This is a genomic window from Flavobacterium hydatis (assembly GCF_000737695.1).
GTDB classification, from domain to species: domain Bacteria; phylum Bacteroidota; class Bacteroidia; order Flavobacteriales; family Flavobacteriaceae; genus Flavobacterium; species Flavobacterium hydatis.
On the sequence record NZ_JPRM01000007.1, the window covers coordinates 1 to 17,876 of the forward strand.

Sequence of the window (17,876 nt, forward strand, 5' to 3'; positions counted from 1 at the left end):
CGTTTGTCGTTGTTGCGGGTGCAAAACTACCACCTTTATCTAGATAAACAACACCTTTTCTTGAGTATTTTTCGTTTATTTTTTATTCTTTTCTTAACTCTCTGATAACACAAAGATTACAATTTAACAAAATTTAGCATTTTTAAGATTTTTCTTAACTCCGCTGTGTTTTCAATAAAAAACCCTCTTTAAAACGTGTCACTATTACGAGTTTTTCACTAAAAGCACACGTTTATTAATAACTCAATCATATAAACCCTCTTCTTTCCCAATCTAAAAGAAACAATCATATCTCTTTTCTCCTGGACACTCCAAATAAACCATTATGCATACCTATATTATAGTATACTCAAAATAACGCTCATTCCTTTTAACCATCTTACCTCCTAGCCCTGATAGTAGCAGAAATCTGATCCTATATATAGTATAGCCAAATACCACTCATATATATAGGGAGAAAAACTCTCCTTATATATAGGTACAAAAAACAAGAAGCCCTCTCATAATTTGATAGGGCTTCTTATTAGCTTTTTGAGAACTGAATTCTTAACTCGTTTTCATTGGTGGCAAATCGAATGCTTTTGAATCGTGCTCGAAGTTGTTACGGTGTGAACCATCGCAAAAAGGTTTGTTTATAGATAGTCCGCAACGGCAAAGTCCTAATGCTGCTCTTCCTTGTAATCCGTACACTGTTCCTTCTGAATCTAGGATTTCGAAATCACCTTCTATCTTAATAGATCCGTTTTTATTAATTATTAGTTTAGTCTTACTCATAATGTTCTTTTCTTTTTTTGCATCAAAGATTGCAAAATATATTCCGAACGATTTGCATTGGTTTATGGTTTTTATGGATTGGAGGCTTAGTTTAAATTAATTCTACTTTATGAGGTTGTTGTGCTTAGCTATTACGCGAAGTTGCGCAAAGGCTACGCAGAGATTCGTAAAGGTTTTACAAGACTTCGACAGTGTTATTATTGCTTGGTTACTTTGTAACTCTGCTACGCTATATATTTAATACTTATAATGTATAAATCTTGGTGTTTTCTAGCCCAGATAGGAACGGCATCCTTTGCTTGCCTTCTTTAGGCAAGTAAAGATAAAGTGGATAGCTGGAAGGAGCTCCTAATAAAAAACAATATCCCGAAGCGTCGGGACTCGATTCTATTGCTTATTTTTGCACAGAATTTATAATGTTAAAACCTAAAGTCGGTTTATTTGCGGCTTTATCAGAAAAATAAAAATCAATTTTATGTTACAAAATCCTAAGAGATATACCATTACTGCTGCTTTACCTTATACGAACGGACCGATACACATTGGCCATTTGGCGGGCGTTTACGTGCCATCTGACATTTATTCACGCTACTTACGTATGCAGGGAAAAGATGTGGCTTTTATTTGCGGAAGCGATGAGCATGGTGTGGCGATTTCTATGAAAGCTAAAAAGGAAGGTATTACTCCGCAAGAGGTAATTAATAAATATGACGGAATTATCCGTAAATCTTTTATCGATTTCGGAATTTCTTTTGATAATTATTCTAGAACTTCGGCTAAAATTCATCATGATACGGCTTCGGAGTTTTTTAGAACGTTGTATGATAAAGGTGATTTTATTGAAGAGGTTACGGAACAATTATATGATGCTAAGGCTAATCAGTTTTTGGCAGATCGTTTTGTGATTGGAACTTGTCCTAAATGTGGCAATGAAGAGGCTTACGGTGATCAGTGCGAAAAATGTGGGTCTACGCTTAATGCAACTGATTTGATTAACCCGAAATCGACTATTACTGGTGAAACTCCTATTTTAAAATCGACTAAACACTGGTTTTTACCTCTAGACAGATATACTGATTTCTTGACGGAATGGATTTTGGTTGGTCATAAAAATGATTGGAAACCTAATGTTTATGGTCAAGTAAAATCGTGGGTTGATGGCGGACTTGAACCTCGTGCTGTAACTCGTGACCTTGATTGGGGTATTGATGTTCCTGTGGAAGGTGCTGAAGGAAAGAAATTATATGTTTGGTTTGATGCTCCAATTGGTTATATCTCGTCGACTAAAGAATGGGCTGCTCGCGAGGGTAAAGATTGGGAACCATACTGGAAGGATGAAGATACGAAACTCGTTCATTTTATTGGGAAAGACAATATTGTTTTTCACTGTATCATTTTCCCTGCGATGCTTAAAGCTGAAGGCAGTTATATTTTACCGGACAATGTTCCTGCAAATGAATTTTTGAATTTGGAAGGAAATAAACTTTCGACTTCTAAAAACTGGGCGGTTTGGTTACACGAATATTTAGAAGATTTTCCTGAGAAGCAAGATGTTTTGCGTTATGCACTTACAGCTAATGCTCCGGAAACTAAAGATAATGATTTTACCTGGAAGGATTTTCAGGCTAGAAACAACAACGAATTAGTTGCCGTATTTGGTAACTTTATTAATCGCGTTGTGGTTTTGACTAATAAATATTACGACGGTTTTATTCCTACTCCTAATGAATTAATGGAGATTGACGAAGCTACTCTAGCTGAATTAAAAGCATATCCTGCTGTTATTTCTAGCTCAGTGGAGCGTTACAGATTCCGTGAAGCTTTGGGCGAATTAATGAATGTTGCTCGTTTAGGTAATAAATATCTTGCTGATGAAGAGCCTTGGAAAGTTATGAAGGATAATCCGGAGCGTGTAAAAACTCAGATGTATGTAGCTTTACAAATTGCTGCTGCGTTGAGTATTTTATCTGAACCGTTCTTACCTTTTACTGCTGCTAAATTATCGAGAATATTAAAGAATGAAGATAAACTAAAATGGAGTGACATTGCTGAAATTTCGGATTTAATTCCTGCTGGACACCAGATTGGAGAAGCAGAATTACTTTTTGCTAAAATCGAAGATGAAGAAATCCAGAAACAAATAGATAAATTGGAAGCTACAAAAACTGCTAATCTTGCTGAAAGCAAGCAACCTGAACCTCAGAAAGATTTAATTCAGTATGAGGATTTCGCCAAAATGGATTTACGCGTAGGAACAATTATTGAAGCTGAAAAAATGCCCAAAGCTAATAAGCTTTTGATTCTTAAGGTTGATACTGGAATTGATGTTCGTACGATTGTTTCGGGAATTGCTGAAAGCTTTACTCCTGAAGAAATTGTTGGTAAACGTGTAACTGTGTTAGCAAACTTAGCTCCAAGAGCTTTACGTGGTGTTGAAAGTCAAGGTATGATCTTGATGACTACAAATGCTGAAGGAAAATTGGTTTTTGTAAACCCAGATGCTGATGTTCCTAATGGAGAAACGATAAACTAAACCCTTAAATAAAACATAAGAATTTTCTTGTGTTTTATTACTATTTAATCGATTTATATTTATAAGTTTGTATTGACAAAATACCTTAAGGAGCAATCCTGAAACTATATTATAAATTAACATAAGCGATTCCCTCGCCATGATGTCCCTGTGGAAACTATGGGAAATCTATCCTTACGGGTATTTTGTCACATCTAAAGCGAGGGTTTCGTGTGTTTAATATTTTCGATTATGACAAAAGAAAATCAAAAACCATCATATAATGATGTAATGCCATCGGTGGCAAATTTCCTTTCGGCTCTTTGGCTTGAAGGTGAATTTAGAAACCAACCTGAATATCTTGTAGAAATATTCGACATGATTCTAGAATCTGAAATTGGGAATAATCTCGATATCAGAACTAAAATGATTGGTTGTATAAAAACCAGTCGGATGCTGGCCAAAGCGTTGGAACCTTTTTCGGATAAACAAATAGAGAAAGCTTGTAATAAAATTATTAGTGCTTAACATCAAAATAATAAAACGCGTGAATTTCTTAATTGATTCACGCGTTTTTTGCTTTTAAACACATCGCAAATAATTTTAATTTGCTGTATTTTTGCTCAAAAAAACTCTTTTCAAGAGGCATAATTTAAAAGTCTTAATTTAAGTATATTGTACTAGGCTTGAAAAACTTTAAAAATGAAAATTACAAAACCAAGATTAGCCCTAATCTGTGGAATACTCTGTATATCGATTTTCCCAATATTGATTAAACTCCGTTTGACTCCAGGGTTAATTTCGGCTTTTTACAGAATGGCAATTGCTGTAAGCTTACTTTTACCTTATGTACTTCTTACAAAGAATTTCAAACTCCCAAATACTAAATTCGTTATCCTAGCGGCACTTTGTGGTGTTTTGTTCGGGTCGGATGTTGCCGTTTGGAATATTGCCATACAAGAATCGAGTGCTACGCAAGCTTCATTGCTTACCAATTTATCTCCGCTTTGGGTTGGTATTGGTTCGTTTTTATTTTTAAAATCTAAACCTGCAACTAATTTCTGGATAGGAACTGTTGTAGCATTATTTGGGATGATTACTTTGGTTGGATTCAGCTTTTTTATTAATCTAAGTTTTGATTCCGCTTTTCTTTTAGCTGTATTGTCTGGTATTTTATACTCTATATATTTATTGGTTAGTAAAAATGTACTTTCGGAAGTTGATGTTTTATCGTTTATGACGATTAGCTTATTGGCATCAAGCATTTATTTAGGAATTCTTTGTTATTTTTTAAATGAGCCTTTTACCGGATTTTCAAACACTGGCTGGTTTGTATTGGTGCTTCAGGCTGTAATTTGCCAATTGTGTGCTTGGCTTTCTATAAGTTATGCAACACAACATATGCGCGCTACGAGAGTTTCTTTAAGTTTATTGAGTCAGGCAGTGTTAACATCTATTCTGGCATGGTTATTTCTGGATGAAATGATTACTTTGCAAATGATTATTGGAGGAATTATTTTATTATTCGGAATTAGAATTACATTTTACGATAAAACAATTACGCTTAAAAATTTATTTTCTAAGAATTAAGATTGGGAAAAGCACACGATTTTGTGTAGCTTTATTAATTCGTTAAGCAAAATAGTACGCAGATTTATGAGATAAAGCTAGGAATGCGAAAATAGAACGCAGATGACGCAGATTCGCTAATGCGAAAACGCAGATAAAAACGGATTTTTTAATTTTTATCAAAAAATGTTCTCGTAGATTTGGCTGATTCAGCAGATTATTTTTTAATAATTCGTGGTGAAAAACTTTAAACAAAGAAAACTTCAAACTTTAAACAAAATTTTAAATGTTACATAAAGACAAAATATCAAAACTTAAAGTAATCGCATTTGATGCCGATGATACTTTATTTGTAAACGAACCTTATTTTCAGGAAACAGAACAAAAATTTTGTGTGTTGATGGAAGATTATCTTTCGCATCAAGGTTTATCTCAAGAATTATTTAAAACTGAAATTCAGAATCTATCTTTATATGGTTACGGAATTAAAGGATATATTCTTTCGATGATTGAAGCCGCGATACAAATTTCGAATAATACGATTTCTATCGAGGTTATTGCAAAAATCATTGAATACGGAAAAGAATTACTTGAAAAACCTATCGACTTGCTTGATGGTGTTGAAGAAACTTTACAAGCGCTTCAAGGCAAATATAAACTTGTTGTTGCTACAAAAGGAGATTTAAAAGACCAACACAGTAAATTACATCGTTCTGGTTTAGGGCATTATTTTCACCATATCGAAGTAATGTCGGATAAACAGGAAGTGGATTATGAAAAACTATTGAAACGTTTGGATATTAAAGCCGATGAATTCTTAATGATTGGAAATTCTTTAAAATCGGATGTTTTACCTGTTTTAGGAATTGGAGGATATGCAGTTCATATTCCGTTTCATACAACTTGGGAACACGAAAAAATTAGTCATAAAGTAGAACACGAAAACTTCTTCGCTTTTGAAAAAATAACCGAAGTAGTAAATAAATTATTATAATGAAAACCCTTTTGGATTTGGAAACTTGGAACAGAAAAGAACATTTTCTGTTTTTCAAGCAAATGGATGAGCCTTTTTTTGGAGTAACTGTTGAGATTGATTGTACGATTGCTTACGCGAATGCCAAGAAATTAAACGCTTCTTTTTTTATTTATTATTTGCACAAAACATTAGTTGCTGTAAATGCTATCGAAAATTTTAGATATCGAATTGCCGAAGATCAAGTTTATATATATGACAGCATAAGTGGCTCGGCAACAATTGGTCGTGAGGATGGTACTTTTGGATTCTCCTTGATTGAGTATAATCCAGATTTTAAAATATTTGAACAAATTGCCTTGACCGAAATTGAGCGTATCCAAAATACAACGGGACTTTTTACCCGAACATTTAATGAGGATAATCTCATTCATTTTTCGGCAATTCCATGGATTAATTTTACTTCACTTTCTCATGCCCGAAGTTATACTTTTCCAGATAGTTGCCCTAAAATTTCCTTTGGAAAAATGATGGTTTCTGAAACTGGAAAAAGAACATTTTCTATGTCTATTCATGTACATCATGGCTTAATGGACGCCTTACATGTTGGTCAGTTTATAGATTATTTTCAAAAACTGATGAACTCCTAATCATAAAAAACATCATAACACCTAAAAGTCAGCTACTTAGCTGACTTTTTTCCTTTAATTTCTTCTCTTTGTTTTTGTCTTATTTTATTACTTTTATACCTTTTTTGGATACAGAATTTTCTGATAATTTTGTTTGTTTGGGCAAATTTAAAATTCCAAATGAAAATGAAAAAAATTACAATCATTCTGGCTTTTGCAATAGGTGCATCTAACTTACATGCACAGTCAAAAACAGAGAAAACGACTGACAATAATTACAATAAATGGTCTATAGAATTAGATGGAGGTTTTAACAAACCACAACGTCCTTTTGCTGCTGGTTATTCTACTACTACGATAAGCCCATATACAGTTAATTTAGGTGCTCGATACATGTTTAATAACAAATTTGGTTTAAAAGCCGATTTGGGATACAACAATTTTGAACCAAGTAAACACTCTCTTGACTTTGACTCTAAATATTACAGATTCGGTTTGCAAGGAGTTGCTAACTTAGGTAGAATCATGAATTTTGAATCTTGGACTAATACAATTGGTTTATTAGGACATGCTGGTGTTGGTGTAGGTCGATTTGAAAGCAACAGATCAGTTGATCAAGACTGGGTAGGTAATTTTATGGCAGGTATTACTGGTCAGATTAAATTAACTAACAGAGTTGCTTTAACTGGTGATTTTACTACTTTTCTTATGGCAGACCAAGATGCTACATTTGATGGTACAAGAGACAGAAGCATGAGAGGTTTTTCTGGACTTCTTTTTACTGGTACTGTAGGTTTAAACATTTACTTAGGTAAAAATGAAAAGCATGCTGACTGGGTTGTACTTACACAAGATGCTGATGTTTCTGCATTAGAGAACAAAGTAGCTAACCTTGAAGCTTTGGTTAATAAAATTCCTGAGAAACAAGTAATTGTTGAAAAAGCAGTAATTGCACCAATAGTACCTGAAAAAGATCTTGTAAAAGAAATGATTAATGATAAATACTATAGTGTTTATTTTGATTTTAACAAATCAACTCCAATCGAAAATTCTACAGCTGCAATAGATGTTGTTTTAACTTACTTAAGAAAAAACCCTTCTGTTTCTCTTGATATCATTGGTTATGCTGATCAGGTTGGTAAGTCAGAGTACAATGACAAATTATCAAACTTAAGAGCTAATAATGTAAAAACTATTTTAGAGAAAGCAGGTATTTCATCTTCAAGACTAAATGTAGTTGGAAAAGGTGCTGATACATCTATTGAGAAAAACTCAGAAGAAGCTAGAAGATTAGCAAGAAGAGTTACTTTCCAAGTAAGATAATTTATTTTAATAAAATCTCAAGCCCTAAAAGATTAGTCTTTTAGGGCTTTTTTTATGCGTCAGAAAATCTGTATTTAAAATCATATAATTCTCCATCCTGCGATAATTGTATAAAGCTTACTATGAGTAACAAACTAATGATATTGTATTTAGTCTGAATCTGAATTGTTCCTAATGAAGATTAAGGCTTCCTTCGATTGCTTAATTTTTTTTAACTTTACCAAAAACTCACGATTATGTTATCAAAAAATATAGAAACAGCGCTAAACAAGCAAATTCGCATAGAAGCAGAATCTTCTCAAACTTACTTATCTATGGCTTGTTGGGCAGAAGCTCACGGACTAGAAGGAATTGCAGAATTTATGTACACACAATCTGACGAAGAGCGTGCACATATGCTAAAACTAGTTCGTTATGTTAACGAACGTGGAGGAGCAACAACAATTACTGATCTTAAAGCACCAAAAACTAGTTACGCTACTTTTAAAGAAATGTTTGAAGAATTATACAAGCATGAATTATTTGTTTCTGAATCTATCAACGAATTAGTACACATTACTTTCTCTGAGAAAGATTATGCTACACATAACTTCTTACAATGGTACGTTTCTGAACAAATTGAAGAAGAAGCTACAGCTAAATCTATCCTAGATAAAATTAACCTAATTGGCGATGATAAAGGTGGTTTATACTTATTTGACCGTGATATTAAGCAATTAACCGTAACAAGTTCTATCGCAATTAATCCAAAATAGTTAAAGTTTATTTAGAATATATAAAAATAACTTATATTTGCATCAGTTTTTTAATTCACAGGAAAATTGGGCAAGAAAGATAAGGTTAAAGACAAGGACAAAAAAAAGGATAAAAAGAAAAAGAAGAAAAAAGATATCCTTGATAAAATTAAACGTGCTGAAAATTGCAAGTCGAGTTGTTGCGAAAAATACAAAAAAAGCGAGAACAAGCGTTGTAGTCGTTGCCCTATGTTTGATTTAATCAAAAAGGTTGCTTAACACTATTTATAGATATATAAAATGCTCTCTTAATCGAGGGCATTTTTTTTATGATAAAGTTCAAACAAATAATCATCCCAATACATAAACTCAATAAATGAGAAAGAAAAATATCCCTTTTATAGATCGACTAGATTTTTTCTTCATACTAATTAATCTAGGCTTATTAATTATTTCTGGAATATTTATCCGCATCTTTGGATTTGAGATGTCTAATTATGACAAAGTATATTACCCTATACTTATACCATTTTTCATTTCCTGTTTATTCTTTTCTCTAGGATTGTATGGCTTTATAAAGACATATAAAAAAGCCATTATTTTTATAAATGAAATCCAAGTAAGCAACAAAGCCATAATCCTTAAAGGCTTAAGGTATAATACAAATTGGGAACAAACTCTAACTATCAATAATATTGAGATCTACTTGAAAGAACAAAGTAACAGAAGACCATATATCTATCATTTAGAATTCGTCGATGAAGATGATGCCAAGTATTCCATAAATACATCTATTTATTGGACATATCCCGAAATCTTAGCTATATATAAAGACATTAAAAACTCCCAGAAATAAGAATTACTTTAATATCTGGATCTAAAATTTACGTTTTTGATAAGGAGTTCCTTCGCCATCCTCGCAATAACTTTTTAGACTTAACAAGAACATTGCCCAATTATAATTACACCATTGGTAAAATTCGGTCAGTTCCCGCCAATCAAAATGCTTAAGAACAACTGATGTTACTCCATTTTTTTCTGATAAGTCAAATGATATCTTCGTTCCAACCCATTCTGGATCTGACTCTACACATTCCCATAATACTCTTTGATTTAGAACCAACTCTACTACTTTCATTTTTGTGTTATCATCATCGCCAAAGTTAAACTCATTGATAAAACCCAATTCTGGCTTAACAATTAATTCCTCTGTCCAAACAGCACCAAGTCCTTCTTGTGTTGTTAATGCTTTGTAAACTTCTGTAATGGGTGATTTGATATAATTGATGTGCTCGATCTTTTCCATTTTCATAACTGATTATATTTTACAAACACAAAGTTAAAAAGTTTTGTATACCTCTGACAAAGAACGTATTTAAAATAAAAGTGCATTTAAACAGTACCAATTAAATCTATTAGATAACTTAAAAAAAGGCTTTAAAAAATAATGAAACGGTAAAATTAGTTTAAACAAAAACTGTCTAAAACCAAAAAAAACCTCTTCTTTCGAAGAGGTTTTTGTACCCGGAGCCGGAGTCGAACCGGCACGGTTTCCCACAGGTGTTTGAGACCAGCGCGTCTACCAATTCCGCCATCCGGGCTTAGCAGACGAAAAAACAATTAAATAAATCAATTATTTTAACGCAATAGAACAGTTTTTATCGTTATAATAACCCCTTGTTCCTTTAACACGGTGCAAATTTATAAAAATATTTTACATTTTCTAACAAAATACTTAAATTTTTACTTTCAGTCTTCAATAAATTTTATAAATTTGCACCTCGTTAAAACGACGTACACACAACTAACTACAAAACAACAAATTATAATGTCACACCTAGAACCAGAAGCTAAAATTTTTGCGTGTTCAAAAAGTGTTTATCTTGCCGAAAAAATTGCGGAGCAATACGGAATACCGTTAGGTAAGGTTACAATGTCAACTTATAGCGATGGCGAGTTTCAGCCATCATATGAAGAGTCTATCAGAGGGTTACGTGTATTTATTGTTTGTTCGACATTTCCAACAGCAGATAATTTGATGGAATTGTTACTTATGATTGATGCTGCTAAACGTGCATCAGCCAGACATATTACAGCAGTAATACCATATTTTGGTTGGGCTAGACAAGATAGAAAAGACAAACCAAGAGTACCGATTGGAGCTAAATTAGTAGCCAATCTATTAGATGCTGCAGGAGCAACAAGAATTATGACAATGGATTTGCATGCAGATCAAATTCAAGGATTCTTCGAGAAACCAGTCGATCATCTTTTTGCTTCAACAATCTTTTTACCATATGTAGAAAGTTTAGGTTTGGAGAATTTAACAATCGCTTCTCCAGATATGGGAGGCTCAAAAAGAGCTTATGCTTATTCTAAATTTTTAGAATCAGATGTAGTGATTTGTTACAAACAAAGAAAAGTTGCCAATATTATCGACACCATGGAATTAATTGGTGAAGTAAAAGGCAGAAACGTAATATTGGTAGACGACATGATCGATACCGGTGGTACATTAGCGAAAGCAGCCGATTTAATGATCGAAAAAGGAGCATTGAGTGTTAGAGCTATTTGTACACATGCTATTCTTTCTGGGGATGCCTATGAGAAAATAGAAAATTCTAAATTAAGCGAATTAATCGTTACCGATTCAATCCCGCTAAAAAAGGAATCAAAGAAAATAAGAGTGTTGAGTTGTGCACCTCTTTTTGCTGAAGTTATGCACATGGTGCACCACAACAATTCCATTAGTGGAAAATTTATAATGTAGAAACCATAAGCTTTAGGCCGTAAGCCATAAGCGTTGTTACTCATTATTAAAAGCCCAAAGCCTTGTGCCTAAAGCTTTAAAAAACAAGAATATTTATTAATAACTATATTTTTTTTACAATGAAATCGATTACAATTAAAGGATCAGAAAGAGAAAGCGTGGGCAAAGTGTCAACTAAAGCCTTACGTAATGCTGGAGCGGTTCCTTGCGTGTTATACGGAGGAAATCAGGCAGTACATTTCTCAGCGGACGCTGCGGCATTCAAAAACTTGGTTTACACTCCAAACGCTCACACAGTTGTGATCGAACTTGGAAAAGGAAAATCATTCAATGCAATTTTGCAAGACATTCAGGTTCACCCTGTATCTGACAAAATTTTACACATTGACTTCTTCCAATTATTTGATGATAAAGAAATCACAATGGAAGTTCCTGTGAAAATTGTTGGTACATCTAAAGGTGTTCTTTCTGGAGGTGTTTTACGTTTAAACTCTCGTAAATTAAAAGTAAAAGCTTTACCTAAAAATCTTCCTGATTTTGTTGAAGCTGACATTACTCCACTTGAAATGGGTAACAAATTATATGTTACTAAAGTTGGTTCTCCAGAATACAAAATTATGCACCCAGACAACACTGTTGTTGCTCAAGTAAGAATCTCTCGTGCTGCTATGAAAGCTGCTCAAGAGGCTGCAAAAGCTGCAAAAGCTCCTGCAAAAGGAAAGAAAAAATAATTTTTTTCAAACAATTACAAAAAACATCAGTTGCAAAACTGGTGTTTTTTTTTGCTCAATATTTTTCAGGAGCAGAAACTTCTCGATTTCAAACAACCTAAACCTCCTGCTATTCGCTATATCTTTTATTTTTCATAAGGTTCTAAACTACTAAGCTGCAAAGGTTCTAAGATTATGAGTAAAAACACCAAAATCTAGATTCTCTTTTCCTCTTGCCACCTCTACATTAATCTTAACACACTTTGCGGTTAAAATCATTCGTTTAAATCTGCATTCTTTTTCCTTTAGCACTCTTTGTGCTATAAAGCCACAAAAAAAGAAACTACCTAATTATCACATTTTCAAATTATCTAATTGACACATTCCTTAATTAGCACATTTTATAATTATCCAATTGCCCCATTATCTAATTAAGCTTACTTTTGTAAAATGATAAAATGGATAACAAACCTGTTTTCATCAACAAAAACAGAAGAGAAATCAGATTATATGAAGAAATTTTTAATCGTAGGATTAGGCAACATTGGCGCAGAATACGTAAATACAAGACACAACATAGGTTTTAAAATAGTCGACTTTTTGGCACGAAAAGAAAGCATCTCTTTCGAAACCGTCAAACTAGGCTCTCTTGCTGAATACAAATTTAAAGGAAGAACCTTTTTACTTTTAAAACCAAATACTTACATGAACCTTAGCGGAAAAGCAGTAAAGTATTGGATGGACAAAGAAAATATTCCGTTAGAAAACATCATGGTAATTACCGATGATCTTAATCTATCGTTCGGTACAATTCGTATTAAACCAAAAGGAAGCGATGGAGGTCATAACGGACTTAAAAATATCAACCTGGTTTTAAACACACAACAATACACCCGTTTTAGATTCGGAATTAGCGATGAATTTAAAAAAGGTCAACAAGTAGATTACGTATTAGGCGAATGGGATGAAACCGAAAAAGCTAAATTACCTGAACGCCTTGAAGTAGCATCCGAAATAATTAAATCCTTCGGAACTGCGGGACTCGAAAATACAATGACAACTTATAACGGAAAGTAAGAATTCCTGAAAATATAAGTGCTAGATAATCAAATCATCAATGAATTTAATTCGATTATAGTCAAATACTATTTTCAATTCCAAACTTAAATGTATAAATTTGGATTAAATTTAATTATAAATCATAAAACAATAATATTATGGCTTTTGAATTACCACAATTACCTTATGCATATGATGCATTAGAACCACATATTGATGCTCGTACAATGGAAATCCACTATACAAAACATCACAATGCTTACACAACAAATCTTAATGCAGCAATTGCAGGAACAGATTTAGAAGGAAAAACAATCGAGAACATCTTAATTAATTTAGATAAAAAAAACGCTGCAGTTCGTAACAACGGTGGTGGATACTATAACCACAATTTGTTCTGGACAGTAATGTCACCAAACGGAGGCGGATTACCTACAGGAGATTTATTAGCAGCTATCGAAGCTTCTTTTGGATCTTTTGAAGAATTTAAAGCTAAGTTTGCTAAAGCTGGTGCAACACAATTCGGTTCTGGATGGGCTTGGTTATGCGTACTTAAAGGAGGAAAATTAGACGTTTGTGGAACACCAAACCAAGATAATCCATTAATGCCAGAAGTAGGATGTGAAGGAACTCCAATTTTAGGAATGGATGTTTGGGAACATGCTTACTACTTAAACTACCAAAACAGAAGACCAGATTATATCGAAGCTTTCTTCAGTGTAATTAACTGGACTGAAGTTGCTAGAAGATATGCTTTAGACAAATAGTCGAAAATAGAGTAAAGAAAAAAGACGGATAACTTAAATGTTGTCCGTCTTTTTTTATGTTTAATTTTCAAATTCTCTTTGTCCTTAAATCTGCAATCTTTTTTCTATGTTCTTTATTCTTTTCTCTTCATAAGAAAAAATAAAAAAGGTGGAATCTCTTCCACCTTTTTTGCCCCAAATCTACCATAAACTTAACCTACTAATGTTATGGTTCATCAAATGTATGGTGACATTGTAGCTATACCAAATATTTCTGTTTAACTACAAAAAAAATCGTTGATTAGACTTATTTTACTATAAGGAGACCTTTTTAAGTTCTTCTCCTTGACTTGATTCCAATAAAAAAGGTGGAATTGCTTCCACCCTTTTTGCCCCAAATCTACCATAAACTTAACCTACTAATGTTATGGTCTTTCAAAAGTATGTTAGCAGTGCATTTTTACCAAACAATTAGGATAAACGGCAAAAAAAACCGATGAAATGCACTTTTTAACCTTTTGTTATGCTTTTTAATATGCTCTGGCGTCTTTTCCTTCGTAAAAATTCATAAAAGCACGGTTCACTACTCTATTTCCTCCTGGAGTAGGATAATCTCCCGTAAAATACCAATCTCCTAGATTCTTAGGACAAGCAATATGTAAATCTTCTACCGTTTGAAAAATAATTTTCACTTCGGCTTTTATTTCTGGCGAACTCAACATTTCAGCAATTTTATCTGAAATCTCTTGTGGTTCGAATTTATCGTAAATAGCTGTAACATAATTTACAACATCACTATCCAAATAATTTTCTTGCGCCTTACATTTAGCATAAACCTCATCTACAATATGATATAGATTACGTTCTTTTAATAATTCTAATGCTGCTCTAAAAGCTACAAGTCCTTCTAATTTTGCCATGTCGATTCCATAACAATCAGGGAAACGAATTTGTGGTGCCGATGATACAATTACAATTCGCTTAGGATTTAAACGATCCATCATTTTTATGATACTCATTTTAAGCGTAGTTCCACGAACAATACTATCATCGATAATCACCAAATTATCGGTTGGTTTAATTACACCATAAGTTACATCATATACGTGAGCCACAAGGTCATCACGGCTGCTATCTTCTGTAATAAAGGTTCTTAACTTAGCATCTTTAATAGCCACTTTCTCAGTACGTATTTTTACAGCAAGTAATTCTTGCAACGTTTCGGCAGTAAGCGTATTTCTATTAGCTATTATATAATTGTTTTTTCTCTGATTTAAAAAATCTTGTGCCGCTTCGACCAAACCATAAAAAGAGGTTTCAGCCGTATTCGGGATATAAGAGAAAACGGTATTATCTGTATCACTATCAATTGCATTTAAAACTGCAGGCAAAATTAATCTACCTAAGTTTTTACGTTCCTGATATATTTCGGCGTCACTACCTCTAGAAAAGTAGATTCTTTCAAACGAACATGCTTTTTTAACTGTTGGCGTTAAAATTTCTTCCATCGAAACTTTACCGTTTTTCTTAATGATCAATGCATTTCCAGGCTCAATTTCCTGAACGCTATCAAAAGGTACATTAAAAACTGTTTGAATAACTGGTCTTTCTGACGCTACAACTACTACTTCATCATCTTGATAAAAATAAGCAGGACGAATTCCCGCTGGATCTCTAAAAACAAAAGCATCACCATGACCTAATAAACCAGCCATTGCATATCCTCCATCTAAATTTTTAGCCGAACGCATTAATATTTTCCCAATATCCAATCGATCTGCAATTACAGGAGAAGCTTCTCTTTTAGAATACCCTTCTTGTTTACAATCCTGATACAATGACATAACTTCTTTATCAAGAAAGTGACCAATTTTTTCCATCACTGTAACTGTATCCGCCATTTCTTTAGGATGTTGTCCTAGCTCTACCAAATTTTCGAAAAGCTCTTTAACATTGGTCATGTTAAAGTTACCTGCCAAAATAAGGTTACGATGCATCCAGTTACTCTGACGTAAAAATGGATGTACACTCTCGATACTATTTTTACCAAAGGTTCCATAACGAACGTGTCCTAAAAACAACTCTCCTATATATGGAATATTTTCTTTTTGTTTTGCAACATCATTTGCGTATTCAGGATGTGAAGTCATCTCTTCATTAATACGCTCATTTATTTGTTTAAAAACATCTTGTATTGGTTGTGCATGATTAGAACGTACTCTACTTATGTATCGTTGTCCTGGTTCAACATCAAGTTTGATGCTTGCAAAACCAGCTCCATCTTGTCCACGGTTATGCTGTTTTTCCATCATAAGGTACATTTTTTGCACCCCATAAAAAGCTGTTCCGTATTTTTCTTTGTAATATTCAAGCGGTTTAAGAAGTCTAACCAAAGCTATACCACATTCGTGTTTTAAAGCGTCGCTCATTGTATTTGTGTTTGTGTGTTGTTGTTGTAGTTTGTATTGTTCTTTGTAATAGCAAAATCAAAAAAGCCCCGTGAACGAGGCTTTAATTCTTTATAGTTCTATGTCAAACTGAGTTAGCGATTTAAATTGTTCTAATCTCGCAACTACTTCGTTTTTATCTAAGGCAACCATTCTTTCAGTTCCAAATTTCTCTACACAGAAAGAAGCTAAATTTGATCCGTAGATTACCGCATTCTTCATATTTTTGAAAGAAACATTTTCGCTTTGCGCAATAAACCCTGCAAAACCTCCTGCAAAAGTATCTCCAGCTCCAGTTGGATCGAAAACATCTTCTAAAGGTAATGCTGGTGCAAAAAACACTTCTTTATCATGAAATAATAATGCTCCGTGTTCTCCTTTCTTGATTACCACATATTTTGGTCCAAGAGTATGAATTTTTGCTGCAGCTTTAACTAATGAATATTCACCAGAAAGTTGTCTTGCTTCTTCATCATTAATTGTAATTACATCAACACGTTTTATAACGTCTAGTAATTCTGGTAAAGCACAATCCATCCAAAAGTTCATCGTATCCAAAACTACTAATTTTGGTTTAGATTCCATCTGATCTAAAACACTGCTTTGTACAAGAGGATGTAAATTACCCAACATTACAACATCAGCATCTTTGAAGTTTTGTGGAACTTTAGGCTGAAAATCTGCCAATACATTAAGTTCAGTTGCTAATGTATCTCTTGAGTTCAGGTCGTTATGGTAAAGTCCGCTCCAAAAGAAAGTTTTCCCACCTTTTACGATTTCAAGTCCAGAAATATCAATATTTCTTGACGTTAATAAATCTAAATGTTCTTGAGGAAAATCATCTCCAACTACAGAAACAATAGCCGATTGAAGGTTGAAAAACGATGCCGACAAACCAATATATGTCGCTGCACCACCTAATATTTTATCTGTTTTCCCGAATGGGGTTTCAATAGCATCGAAAGCAACTGTTCCGACAATCAGTAATTTATTCATTTTATGAATTTCGAATTAAGGTGCAAAGATACTTTATAAGTTTCAGAGTTGCAACGATTGATTGTATCAAAATTTTCATAAAAAATAAAACACAATACCGCAACAAAACACCCTAAAAACCAAACACTTACACAGTAAAAATACTGGAATATTTCTTACATTTATAAGAATAAATAAACCAGAAAATTCTAAAAAACACGATTTAGAATCTATATCTTTTATCGTAATAATTCTTTAATAATGGTATTTGAATTAAGACCATTAAAACTACAATTAAAACTGCATACGAGGTATTTTTTGAAAACTGAAATAGAGGAGTTATATTCTCCATTTTAGAATACAGCAAATCACCTACAACCGAATCATCTTCCTTCACGTTTATTCCAAAAATTGCATAACCAACAAAAGCAATTAAGCATCCAAAAATTAAAACCCAAACTGATTTAGAAATTAGCGGTTTATACACTATTGCTTTATTTTTCTCTGCAATTAATATTTGAGACATAATTTTTGAAGTAAAATCAGCAGAAGGTTTTTGCAAAGTAGTTTCTGCCATTACTTTGTCAACTAGATTTTCGTAATATTTATCGCTCTCTTTCATACGTAGATACTATTTCTTTTTTTAACGGAATAT

17 protein-coding genes and 1 tRNA gene are annotated in these 17,876 nt (G+C 33.2%); 12 read left to right on the forward strand and 6 right to left on the reverse strand.

Going from position 1 to position 17,876, the window contains the following annotated elements:
• Positions 1-546 precede the first annotated feature (546 nt).
• Positions 547-774 carry a CDGSH iron-sulfur domain-containing protein gene (locus IW20_RS06260; RefSeq protein ID WP_035619983.1) on the reverse strand — a complete coding sequence of 76 codons (228 nt, stop codon included), beginning with the start codon at positions 772-774 and terminating at the stop codon, positions 547-549.
• Positions 775-1,249: 475 nt separating this feature from the next.
• Between IW20_RS06260 and metG the strand changes: the two genes are divergently transcribed.
• The 8 genes from metG to IW20_RS06305 all read left to right on the forward strand — a co-directional run bounded on the left by metG (position 1,250) and on the right by IW20_RS06305 (position 9,370).
• Complete coding sequence (gene metG, locus IW20_RS06265) at positions 1,250-3,307, forward strand: methionine--tRNA ligase (RefSeq protein ID WP_035619986.1); 2,058 nt, start codon at positions 1,250-1,252, stop codon at positions 3,305-3,307.
• A 231-nt stretch (positions 3,308-3,538) separates the two neighbouring features.
• Entirely contained in the window at positions 3,539-3,814 is a 276-nt protein-coding gene (locus IW20_RS06270) for a hypothetical protein (protein ID WP_035619989.1), read from the forward strand.
• A gap of 174 nt (positions 3,815-3,988) precedes the next feature.
• Complete coding sequence (locus IW20_RS06275; RefSeq protein WP_035619992.1) at positions 3,989-4,876, forward strand: DMT family transporter; 888 nt, start codon at positions 3,989-3,991, stop codon at positions 4,874-4,876.
• A 265-nt stretch (positions 4,877-5,141) separates the two neighbouring features.
• Positions 5,142-5,849 carry an HAD family hydrolase gene (locus tag IW20_RS06280; RefSeq protein WP_035619995.1) on the forward strand — a complete coding sequence of 236 codons (708 nt, stop codon included), beginning with the start codon at positions 5,142-5,144 and terminating at the stop codon, positions 5,847-5,849.
• Positions 5,849-6,478 carry a chloramphenicol acetyltransferase gene (locus tag IW20_RS06285; protein WP_035619998.1) on the forward strand — a complete coding sequence of 210 codons (630 nt, stop codon included), beginning with the start codon at positions 5,849-5,851 and terminating at the stop codon, positions 6,476-6,478. Before IW20_RS06280 ends, IW20_RS06285 begins: the two co-directional genes overlap by 1 nt.
• 165 nt (positions 6,479-6,643) lie before the next feature.
• Positions 6,644-7,780, forward strand: coding sequence for an OmpA family protein (locus IW20_RS06290; RefSeq protein ID WP_035620001.1), 1,137 nt, complete (start codon positions 6,644-6,646; stop codon positions 7,778-7,780).
• 236 nt (positions 7,781-8,016) lie between these two features.
• The gene (locus IW20_RS06295; RefSeq protein WP_035620004.1) at positions 8,017-8,535 is read left to right on the forward strand and encodes a ferritin; all 519 of its coding nucleotides are present in this window, start codon (positions 8,017-8,019) and stop codon (positions 8,533-8,535) included.
• A gap of 355 nt (positions 8,536-8,890) precedes the next feature.
• The gene (locus IW20_RS06305) at positions 8,891-9,370 is read left to right on the forward strand and encodes a hypothetical protein (protein ID WP_035620007.1); all 480 of its coding nucleotides are present in this window, start codon (positions 8,891-8,893) and stop codon (positions 9,368-9,370) included.
• 21 nt (positions 9,371-9,391) lie between these two features.
• Here the strand turns inward: IW20_RS06305 and IW20_RS06310 are convergent, their stop codons facing one another.
• Both IW20_RS06310 and IW20_RS06315 read right to left on the reverse strand, forming a co-directional pair.
• Positions 9,392-9,826, reverse strand: coding sequence for an SRPBCC family protein (locus IW20_RS06310; RefSeq protein WP_240478463.1), 435 nt, complete (start codon positions 9,824-9,826; stop codon positions 9,392-9,394).
• Positions 9,827-10,035: 209 nt separating this feature from the next.
• Positions 10,036-10,115: transfer RNA gene (locus IW20_RS06315), tRNA-Leu, on the reverse strand.
• A 227-nt stretch (positions 10,116-10,342) separates the two neighbouring features.
• Here IW20_RS06315 and IW20_RS06320 point away from each other — a divergent pair.
• The 4 genes from IW20_RS06320 to IW20_RS06335 all read left to right on the forward strand — a co-directional run bounded on the left by IW20_RS06320 (position 10,343) and on the right by IW20_RS06335 (position 13,820).
• Positions 10,343-11,284, forward strand: a complete 942-nt coding sequence (locus IW20_RS06320; protein WP_035620008.1) for a ribose-phosphate pyrophosphokinase — start codon at positions 10,343-10,345, stop codon at positions 11,282-11,284.
• Positions 11,285-11,403: 119 nt separating this feature from the next.
• Positions 11,404-12,015, forward strand: a complete 612-nt coding sequence (locus tag IW20_RS06325) for a 50S ribosomal protein L25/general stress protein Ctc (protein WP_035620009.1) — start codon at positions 11,404-11,406, stop codon at positions 12,013-12,015.
• Between the two features lie 429 nt (positions 12,016-12,444).
• On the forward strand, positions 12,445-13,071 hold the full coding sequence (gene pth / locus IW20_RS06330) for an aminoacyl-tRNA hydrolase (RefSeq protein ID WP_035620011.1): 627 nt from the start codon (positions 12,445-12,447) through the stop codon (positions 13,069-13,071).
• 140 nt (positions 13,072-13,211) lie between these two features.
• A complete protein-coding gene (locus IW20_RS06335; RefSeq protein WP_035620012.1) occupies positions 13,212-13,820 on the forward strand; it encodes a superoxide dismutase in 609 nt (202 codons plus the stop codon).
• 509 nt (positions 13,821-14,329) lie between these two features.
• Here the strand turns inward: IW20_RS06335 and IW20_RS06340 are convergent.
• The 3 genes from IW20_RS06340 to IW20_RS06350 all read right to left on the reverse strand — a co-directional run bounded on the left by IW20_RS06340 (position 14,330) and on the right by IW20_RS06350 (position 17,843).
• Entirely contained in the window at positions 14,330-16,228 is a 1,899-nt protein-coding gene (locus tag IW20_RS06340; protein WP_035620013.1) for an amidophosphoribosyltransferase, read from the reverse strand.
• A 90-nt stretch (positions 16,229-16,318) separates the two neighbouring features.
• Positions 16,319-17,242, reverse strand: coding sequence for a PfkB family carbohydrate kinase (locus IW20_RS06345; protein ID WP_035620015.1), 924 nt, complete (start codon positions 17,240-17,242; stop codon positions 16,319-16,321).
• A 202-nt stretch (positions 17,243-17,444) separates the two neighbouring features.
• A complete protein-coding gene (locus IW20_RS06350) occupies positions 17,445-17,843 on the reverse strand; it encodes a hypothetical protein (RefSeq protein ID WP_035620018.1) in 399 nt (132 codons plus the stop codon).
• Between the last annotated feature and the right edge of the window lie 33 nt (positions 17,844-17,876).

Bases quoted from the DNA above. Each gene is read 5' to 3' on its own strand.
- IW20_RS06280 (WP_035619995.1), top strand. From the start codon at position 5,142: ATGTTACATAAAGACAAAATATCAAAACTTAAAGTAATCGCATTTGAT.
- IW20_RS06325 (WP_035620009.1), top strand. From the start codon at position 11,404: ATGAAATCGATTACAATTAAAGGATCAGAAAGAGAAAGCGTGGGCAAA.
- IW20_RS06340 (WP_035620013.1), bottom strand. From the start codon at position 16,228: ATGAGCGACGCTTTAAAACACGAATGTGGTATAGCTTTGGTTAGACTT.
- IW20_RS06310 (WP_240478463.1), bottom strand. From the start codon at position 9,826: ATGAAAATGGAAAAGATCGAGCACATCAATTATATCAAATCACCCATT.
- metG (WP_035619986.1), top strand. From the start codon at position 1,250: ATGTTACAAAATCCTAAGAGATATACCATTACTGCTGCTTTACCTTAT.
- IW20_RS06275 (WP_035619992.1), top strand. From the start codon at position 3,989: ATGAAAATTACAAAACCAAGATTAGCCCTAATCTGTGGAATACTCTGT.
- pth (WP_035620011.1), top strand. From the start codon at position 12,445: ATGATAAAATGGATAACAAACCTGTTTTCATCAACAAAAACAGAAGAG.
- IW20_RS06305 (WP_035620007.1), top strand. From the start codon at position 8,891: ATGAGAAAGAAAAATATCCCTTTTATAGATCGACTAGATTTTTTCTTC.
- IW20_RS06285 (WP_035619998.1), top strand. From the start codon at position 5,849: ATGAAAACCCTTTTGGATTTGGAAACTTGGAACAGAAAAGAACATTTT.
- IW20_RS06290 (WP_035620001.1), top strand. From the start codon at position 6,644: ATGAAAAAAATTACAATCATTCTGGCTTTTGCAATAGGTGCATCTAAC.
- IW20_RS06260 (WP_035619983.1), bottom strand. From the start codon at position 774: ATGAGTAAGACTAAACTAATAATTAATAAAAACGGATCTATTAAGATA.
- IW20_RS06320 (WP_035620008.1), top strand. From the start codon at position 10,343: ATGTCACACCTAGAACCAGAAGCTAAAATTTTTGCGTGTTCAAAAAGT.
- IW20_RS06345 (WP_035620015.1), bottom strand. From the start codon at position 17,242: ATGAATAAATTACTGATTGTCGGAACAGTTGCTTTCGATGCTATTGAA.
- IW20_RS06270 (WP_035619989.1), top strand. From the start codon at position 3,539: ATGACAAAAGAAAATCAAAAACCATCATATAATGATGTAATGCCATCG.
- IW20_RS06335 (WP_035620012.1), top strand. From the start codon at position 13,212: ATGGCTTTTGAATTACCACAATTACCTTATGCATATGATGCATTAGAA.
- IW20_RS06295 (WP_035620004.1), top strand. From the start codon at position 8,017: ATGTTATCAAAAAATATAGAAACAGCGCTAAACAAGCAAATTCGCATA.
- IW20_RS06350 (WP_035620018.1), bottom strand. From the start codon at position 17,843: ATGAAAGAGAGCGATAAATATTACGAAAATCTAGTTGACAAAGTAATG.